This window comes from Bradyrhizobium sp. (assembly GCF_019242285.1).
GTDB lineage: Bacteria > Pseudomonadota > Alphaproteobacteria > Rhizobiales > Xanthobacteraceae > Bradyrhizobium.
This window is the reverse complement of record NZ_JAFAVV010000297.1, coordinates 1-7,297: the sequence shown is the minus strand read 5'-3', so window position 1 is coordinate 7,297 and position 7,297 is coordinate 1. Positions and strand designations below refer to the sequence as shown.

7 protein-coding genes are annotated in these 7,297 nt (G+C 64.2%); 4 read left to right on the top strand and 3 right to left on the bottom strand.

Annotation, left to right across the window (positions count from 1 at the left end; all coding sequences use genetic code 11):
- Positions 1-168 precede the first annotated feature (168 nt).
- The 4 genes from JOY90_RS11775 (at position 169) to JOY90_RS11760 (ending at position 4,814) form a co-directional block, all read left to right on the top strand.
- Positions 169-1,428, top strand: coding sequence for an ABC transporter substrate-binding protein (locus JOY90_RS11775; protein ID WP_291691314.1), 1,260 nt, complete (start codon positions 169-171; stop codon positions 1,426-1,428).
- A gap of 100 nt (positions 1,429-1,528) precedes the next feature.
- Entirely contained in the window at positions 1,529-2,404 is an 876-nt protein-coding gene (locus JOY90_RS11770; RefSeq protein ID WP_291691313.1) for a branched-chain amino acid ABC transporter permease, read from the top strand.
- Positions 2,405-2,406: 2 nt separating this feature from the next.
- Positions 2,407-3,333: a branched-chain amino acid ABC transporter permease gene (locus JOY90_RS11765; protein ID WP_291691312.1), complete on the top strand. Its 927-nt coding sequence runs from the start codon at positions 2,407-2,409 to the stop codon at positions 3,331-3,333.
- On the top strand, positions 3,333-4,814 hold the full coding sequence (locus tag JOY90_RS11760) for an ATP-binding cassette domain-containing protein (protein WP_291691311.1): 1,482 nt from the start codon (positions 3,333-3,335) through the stop codon (positions 4,812-4,814). The genes JOY90_RS11765 and JOY90_RS11760 overlap by 1 nt, the downstream gene beginning before the upstream one ends.
- Before the next feature lie 8 nt (positions 4,815-4,822).
- Here the strand turns inward: JOY90_RS11760 and JOY90_RS11755 are convergent, their stop codons facing one another.
- The 3 genes from JOY90_RS11755 to JOY90_RS11745 form a co-directional block, all read right to left on the bottom strand.
- Positions 4,823-5,554, bottom strand: a complete 732-nt coding sequence (locus JOY90_RS11755; RefSeq protein ID WP_291691310.1) for a Crp/Fnr family transcriptional regulator — start codon at positions 5,552-5,554, stop codon at positions 4,823-4,825.
- A gap of 312 nt (positions 5,555-5,866) precedes the next feature.
- Positions 5,867-6,829: a tripartite tricarboxylate transporter substrate binding protein gene (locus JOY90_RS11750; protein WP_291691309.1), complete on the bottom strand. Its 963-nt coding sequence runs from the start codon at positions 6,827-6,829 to the stop codon at positions 5,867-5,869.
- A 263-nt stretch (positions 6,830-7,092) separates the two neighbouring features.
- The coding region (locus JOY90_RS11745; RefSeq protein WP_291691308.1) for a hypothetical protein at positions 7,093-7,297 on the bottom strand (205 nt) is incomplete at its 5' end.

The window sequence follows — 7,297 nt, the reverse complement described above, 5'->3', positions numbered from 1 at the left end:
CGCAGTCGCGATCATCGAGGAATGACGGCCAACTGCCTAGTTAATAATCATCGACTTTAGTTTCGTCTTCGTGAGGCCGCCAAACGTGGAGTTCCGCTTGCTGAGGACGACTGCCGGGCTACAATCATTGCAAGGCAGTGAATACTTGACGCAGCGGAGCGAAACAAAATGATTCCATCCCACCGATCGCCTTCGACATGGCTGGCGCGCGCCTTCCTCGGCGCCACCGCGCTGGGCCTGCTGGCAACAGCCTCGACCGAGGCGCTGGCCGCGGACACCATCAAGATCGGCGTCATCGCCGAGGCCCAGGCGATCGCGGGCGCCTCGATCCCGCAGGCCGCGCAGATGGCCGCCGACGAGATCAACGCCAAGGGTGGCGTCGACGGACGCAAGATCGAGATCGTCACCTACGACAACCACTCTTCCTCCGCCGATTCCGTGCGCGCCTTCCAGCGCGCGGTGAACGAGGACAAGGTCAACATCGTCATCGCGAGCTATATCAGCGAGGTGGTGCTGGCACTGGAGCCCTGGGCCTCGCGCTTGAAGACGCCGTTCGTCACGCCCGGAGCCGCCTCGAACGAGATCAGCAAGAGTGTGCACGCCGATTACGCCAAGAACAAATATACCTTCCACGGCTACCTGACCTCGGCCGCGCTCGCGCTGTCGGTCTGCGACGCCGCCAAGGAGCTGCTGGTCGAGCAGAAGCACATGAAGAGCGCGGTCATCATGAGCGAGGACGCGGCCTGGACCACGCCGCTCGACGTCGGCTACGAGGAGTGCCTGCCGAAGATCGGATTGAAGGTGCTCGACCACATCCGCTTCTCGCCCGACACCACCGACTTCACGCCGATCTTCAACAAGATCGAGGCGGCCAAACCCGACGTGATCATCACCGGCATCTCGCACGTCGGGGTGCAGCCCACCGTGCAGTGGAAGAACCAGCAGGTGCCGATCCCGATGTTCGGCATCTCCTCGCAGGCGACCAACTCCACCTTCGGCAAGGACACCAACGACGCCGCCAATGGCGTGCTCTACCAGGGCGTCTCGGGTCCCGGCGTTCCGGTGACGCCGAAATCGGTGCCGTTCGCCGACGGGTTCAAGACAAAGTTCGGCAACTTCCCGTCCTATGCCGGCTACACCGCCTATGACGAGGTCTACTACATCGCCGACGCCGTGAAGCGCGCCGGCTCGACCGAAGCCGACAAGCTGATCGAGGCACTGGAAAAGACCGATTGGGAAGGCACGATCGGGCGCGTGCAGTTCTATGGCAAGGATGATCCGTTCACCCACTCGATCAAGTATGGCAGCGGCCTGATCACCGGGCTGATGCTGCAATGGCAGGACGGAGCGCAGGTCGCCGTCTGGCCCAAGGAGGTCGCCAAGACCCAGATCAAGTTCCCGAACTTCATCAAGGTCACCGCGAACTGACGCGCGAGCGCGCGAGGCTCCCGGCCGAGAAGGCCGGGAGCCCGAATATCTCTTCGACTTTCATGACGTGAAGACAGCGTGCTACCGCGGCCGAGAATAAATGCTTGCTTTTCAGATCCTGATCGACGGCTTCGCCGTCAGCGCCCTGTACGCCCTCGGGGCGACCGGCTTCACCCTGATCTTCGGCGTCTCGGGCGTCCTCAATCTGTCGCATGGCGCGATCATGGTGCTGGCCGCGGTGGCGGCATGGGCCGCCGCCAGCATGCTGCACATCGATACCTATGCCGGAGCCTTGATCGGGATCGCGGTCGCGCTCGTCGCGGCATTCGCGACCTATTTCGCCGTGGTGCAGCCGATCCAGAAGTCGCGACGGATCCCCAACGAGGAGAAGGAGATCTTCGTCCTCACGGGAACGCTGCTGTGGGGGATCATGATCCAGGAATTGATCGCCTACTTCTTCACCAATAATGCCAAGACCGTGCTGCCGATCGTCGAAGGCGTGGCGGACGTTCTTGGCGTGCGAACGCCGAGGAACGAGATATTCACCGCAGTAGTCTGCTGCCTCGTCATCGCGCTGCTGTGGATCCTGGTGAACCGCACCCGCACCGGCAAGGCGGTGCTGGCGGCGTCGATGAACCCGCGCGGCGTCACGCTGCTCGGGCTGGAGCTGACCAACATCTACGTCGTGGTCTGGGCGATCTACGGCGTGCTCGCCGGCATCGCCGGCGTCCTGCTCGGCATGTTCCTGGGGGTCAGCTCCTACAGCGTCGGACCGCTGACGGCGAGCGCGTTCTCGATCGTCGTGCTCGGCGGGCTCGGCAGTGTCTCCGGCTCGCTGATCGCAGCCTTCGTGGTCGGCTATCTCGAGACCATCACCGCCTACCTGATCTCGCCGGCCTACCGCACCATCCCGGCGCTGCTGCTGCTGGTCGTGGTCATGTATGTCCGGCCGCAGGGCCTCTTGGGGAGGCGCTGATCATGGCGGGAATCTTCGCGTCAAGGCTGTTCCTGATCTCGCTCGTCGTCATCGCGGTCGCGGCGACGCTACCGCTCTACGTCTCCGGCTACGTGCTCGGCCTCCTGACCGTGGCCTATTATTTCGGCGTGTTCGCGATGGCCTGGGACCTCCTGTTCGGCTTCGCGGGAGAGGTGAATTTCGGTCCGACCTTTTTGATCGGCGTCGGCGCCTACACCGCCGGCATCCTCAACAATCTCTATGGCTGGTCGGTCTATATCTGCATCGTGCTCGGCGCGCTCGCGTCCGTGGTCGCGGGCTTCGTGCTGGCCCTGCCGGCGCTGCGAGTCCGTGGCCCCTATTTCGGGCTGACCACCCTCGTCGCGGTGCTGATGCTGCAGAACTTCGTGGTGGTGTTCGCAGGCCTGACCGGCGGCGAGATCGGCTTGACGATCCCGGACGTCATCACCATCGACGCCAACGCCAACTACTGGATCGCGCTCGGCTTCATGACGATCAGTGCCGCGATCCTGTACGGCCTGTCACAATCGCCGCTCGGTCTCGTACTGCAGGCCAGCGGACAGGACTCGGTGCAGGCCGGCGCGCTCGGCTTCAACATCGTCAAGCACAAGCTGTTCGCCTTCGTCGTCAGCGCGTTCTTCTCCGGCCTCTCCGGCGCGATGCTGGTGTTCTACTTCGGCACCGCCTCGGTCGGGACCGTGGTCGATGTCGCCGTCGGCGTCAACGTCATCGTCGCCGCCGTGCTCGGCGGCCGGCGCACGGTGCTGGGCGCCGCGCTGGGCGCGATCTTCCTGATCGTGGCCGGCGAGTTCCTGCGGCCGACCGGCGAGCTTGCGACCTTCATCGTCTCGTTCGTGGCATTGCTCGTGGTGCTGTTCTTTCCGGGCGGTTTCCTCGGGGCGGCGCTCTCGCGCGAGGCGCGCCAGTGATGGACGCGATCGGCAAATCCGGCCCCATCCTCCAGGTCCGCGGCCTGGTGAAGCGGTATGGCGGCCTGACCGCGGTGAAGAACCTGAGCCTCGACGTCCGCGAGGGCGAGATCTTCGGCCTGATCGGTCCGAACGGCTCCGGCAAGTCGACCGCAATGAAGGCGATCATGGGCATCGAGCGCCCGACCGCCGGCGAGGTGAACTTCCAGGGTGAGGACATCGCCGGCCTGCCGGCGCACAAGATCGCGCGCAAAGGCTTCGGCATGGTGTTCCAGCATTCGCGACCGCTGAACCGGCAGACCGTGCTGGAAAACATCATGGTCGCGCTGCTGCCCGACAGCCTCTTGATGCTGTTCCCCGACAAGGCGTTGACCGAGCGCGCGAAGTGGATCGCCGAGCGCGTCGGCCTCGCCTCTGTCATGGACCGCCGCCCGCCCACCCTGCCCTTTGCCGATCTGCGCCGGCTCGAGCTCGCCAAGGCGATCGCGCGCGATCCCAAGGTGGTGCTGGTCGACGAGCCGTTCGCCGGATTGACGCTCGCCGAGGTCGGCATCTTCTCCGACCTGATCAAGAGCTTCCGCGACGAAGGAAGGGCGGTGCTCCTGGTCGACCACAACGTGAAGAGCGTGGCCGCGCTGGTCGACAGGGTGCTGGCCATGTATCTGGGCGAGGAGATCGTCACCGGCCGCGCCGACGAGGTGATGAAGAACGAGACCGTGCGGCGGGTCTATCTCGGCGGCGCCATCGAAACCTCGGCCCGTCCCGAGACTAGCTTCAAGGACAAGGTGCCGGCGCTCCAGGTCGAAAATCTCAGCGTGCACTATGGCAAGGCCCAGGCGCTGGAGAATGTCTCGATCCATGTCCATCACGGCGAATTCGTCTCGGTGGTCGGCTTGAACGGCGCCGGCAAGACCACGCTGTTCAACGCCATCTCGGGTTTCCTGCCCTATACCGGAGACATCGTTCGAGACGGCGCGAAGCTGCGCGGCACCAGCCCGGCGCGGATCGCGCGCGAGGGAATCGTGCAATGTCCGGAATCGCGCGAGCTGTTCGGCGAGATGAGCGTGCGGGAAAATCTCGATCTCGGCGGACAGCATCTGTCGGACGAGGCGCGGGCAAGGCAGCTCGCCTGGCTGTTCGAGTTGTTCCCGATCCTGAAGGAGCGGCAGGGCCAGATGGCGCAGACGCTGTCCGGCGGCGAGCAGCAGATGCTGGCGATCGGACGATCGCTGATGATGCAGCCGAAGATCCTGATTCTCGATGAGCCCACGTTGGGGCTGGCGCCGGTCATCCTGGAGCAATTGTCGAAGGCCCTGGAGAAGCTGCGCCAGACCACCTCGATCACGGTGCTGCTCGGTGAGCAGAACGTCACCTTTGCGCTGCCCCACGCCGACCGCGTCTACGTGCTGGAGCATGCGCGGATCGTCTGGGAAGGCGATCCCGGCCGCTTCGCCGCTGAGGCTGGCGCCGGCTATCTCTGAAAGCCGCGCTACTCGTTTGCGACCGAACCCGCTTCGGCCAGCTCCCGGAGCGGCGCGCCATCGAGCACGACAATCGCCCCGTGCTCGAGGCGGACCCAGCCGCGCGAGGCCCAGGCACGCAACTGCTTGTTGATGCTCTCCCGCGTCATGCCGACCATCTCGCTGATCTCCTGCTGGGTGATCGCGATGGTCTGATTTGCGGGCTCGAGCTTGCGCCTCTCGGCAAGGCCGAGGAGCGCGCTGGCGAGCCGGCCCGGAAGATCCTGCAGGATCACCTGCTCGACCTGGTCGCTGGTCCGGCGCAACCTTGTGCACAGCAGCTCGACGAATTTCATCGAGAGCGCCGGCTGCGTGCGCATGAACGGCAGGAAATCGCGGCGATCGATGACGTAGATCTCGCAATTGGTATTCGCCGTGGCGTCCGCGCTCCGCGTTTGTCCGTCGAGCACGGAAATCTCGCCGAACGTCTCGCCCGGGCCGACCAGGTTGAGGATGGCGTTGCGGCCGTCCGGAGAGGAAATGCTGATCTTCACCGTCCCGGAGATCACCGCATAGAGGCTGTTGCCGGGATCGCCCTTCGAGAAGATCGTGGCCCCCCGCTTGAGCACGGTGTACTTGGCGTAGCGGCAAAGCTGATCGAGCGCCTCGGTATCGAGGTCACAGAAAATCTCGTGCTTGCGCAGCACCGACAATTTGCTGCTCGACTGGCGGCGAGCATCTGCCACGTTTTCCTGAGGCACGCCGGTTATGACTCCCACGCGGACCGCCAAGGCACCATGCCTTGGCGTCATCAAGCGCAGCTGCATTTCAGACCATCAAAAGGCGGCTTTTCGCCGCGATCAAGGCAGAATAGGCCAAAACAAAACCCGGACCCGTGGTCACCTCCCGTACAAAGCGATCGGATATGACGTGCCGGGATGCGATGCAGCAGATCAATCAGACTTTACACTATACTACCAATACAGCGGATGTCGCGGTGGTAAGCAACTCGTCATACATCCCAAGGTGTCGCGAGGCTCAACTTCGACTACAATTGCGGCGGCCAGCGGGCGCTATTCGTTGGTGATCCCCATTTCCTTGATCGCCCGCGCATAGTTGGCGAGCTGCTCGCGGGTCATCGCGCCGAGCTCCTCAGGCGAGCTGCCGCGCAGGGTGAACCCGAGGTCCTCCAGCTTGTTGCGGACGTCGGCGTTGCCGAGGGCTTTGAGCACTTCCGCATTCAGGCGCGCAATGATGTCCTTTGGCGTCGCAGCCGGCACCATGATGGCAAACCAGGAATTGAACAAGAAGCCGGGTAAGCCGGATTCGGAGATCGTCGGCACGCCTGGGAACTGCGCCAGCGGTTTGGGCGTGCAGACCCCGAGGAGTCTGAGCTGCCCACCGCGCACCAGGGACGCGACCGTCCCGAGACCCTGGAAGCCGGTCGGGATCGTGCCGGCCGCGATGTCGGCCGCCGCCTGGGTGGCGCCCTTGTAGGGCACTTGCATTAACGAGATACCAGCAGCGGAGGCAAATATCGCCATGGCCAGGTGCTGGGGGCTGCCGGGGCCGCCGGAGGCGTAGTTGATCTTTCCCGGGGCGGCTTTCGCGGCGGCGATCAGATCGGCCGCGGTCCTGTAGCCGGTCTGGTTGCCGGCGACCAACCCCCATTCCACGGTCGCAACCAGGGATACCGGCTCGAAATCCTTCAGGATGTCCCACCGCATCCTGGACTGCAGGTTGGGCACCATCGTCATGATGCTGTCGTTGAAGCCGCCGATCGTGTAGCCGTCCGGATCGGCATGGGCGACTTGGTCCGCACCGATCAGCCCCGAGGCCCCCGGCTGATTGATGATGACGAATTGCTGGCCCATGTTGTCGGCCATCTTCTGCGTGACGATGCGAGCGGCCACGTCGACCGCGCTCGCCGCGGCCAGAGGCACGATCATCTTGATCGGCCGGTCCGGATAGGCCGCCTGCGCGGCAGCGGCCCAAAGCGCAAGCCCCGGCGCCAACATACGGAACAGCAGCCGCATCCCCCATCCTCCCGATTATCGGATGCGTTCCGCTTCGCCCGGCCGCCACCCATGCTCTGTCAGGTTGCCCGCTGGCCGCCCCCTTGGCAACGCCGGTCGTCGGGATTCCGGTACCCGATGCGCCGGAACTGCGCCAAGTCAGCGCGAATTCGCACGATCTCGACGACGGTCTCGAGTGAGCGCGCGTCAGCGGAAGTGGCTGGTTTAACGCCGCCAGACGCCTATGCCACCCATCTCAGTCGGCACGCTTGAACGCTTGCTGCTTACGCGGCCTTGCGTCGGAGCGGCAACCCGCTCGTCTGGCGATCGGCCCAGGCCAGTACCGCGGCAAAGCCCAGAAAGACCACTGTTACGGCCAGGCTGAGCATCATCGCATCGAAAGGCATGTCGCTTCCTCCCTGTTGAAATTGGAGGAATTTTCGTCGCAAACGCCTTTCAGTTCCTTGATCCTGATCAAAGGCCGCCAAG

What these genes read in the sequence shown, in the direction of transcription:
- JOY90_RS11770 (WP_291691313.1), top strand. Translation starts at nt 1,529, where the DNA reads ATGCTTGCTTTTCAGATCCTGATCGACGGCTTCGCCGTCAGCGCCCTG.
- JOY90_RS11765 (WP_291691312.1), top strand. Translation starts at nt 2,407, where the DNA reads ATGGCGGGAATCTTCGCGTCAAGGCTGTTCCTGATCTCGCTCGTCGTC.
- JOY90_RS11750 (WP_291691309.1), bottom strand. Translation starts at nt 6,829, where the DNA reads ATGCGGCTGCTGTTCCGTATGTTGGCGCCGGGGCTTGCGCTTTGGGCC.
- JOY90_RS11775 (WP_291691314.1), top strand. Translation starts at nt 169, where the DNA reads ATGATTCCATCCCACCGATCGCCTTCGACATGGCTGGCGCGCGCCTTC.
- JOY90_RS11760 (WP_291691311.1), top strand. Translation starts at nt 3,333, where the DNA reads ATGGACGCGATCGGCAAATCCGGCCCCATCCTCCAGGTCCGCGGCCTG.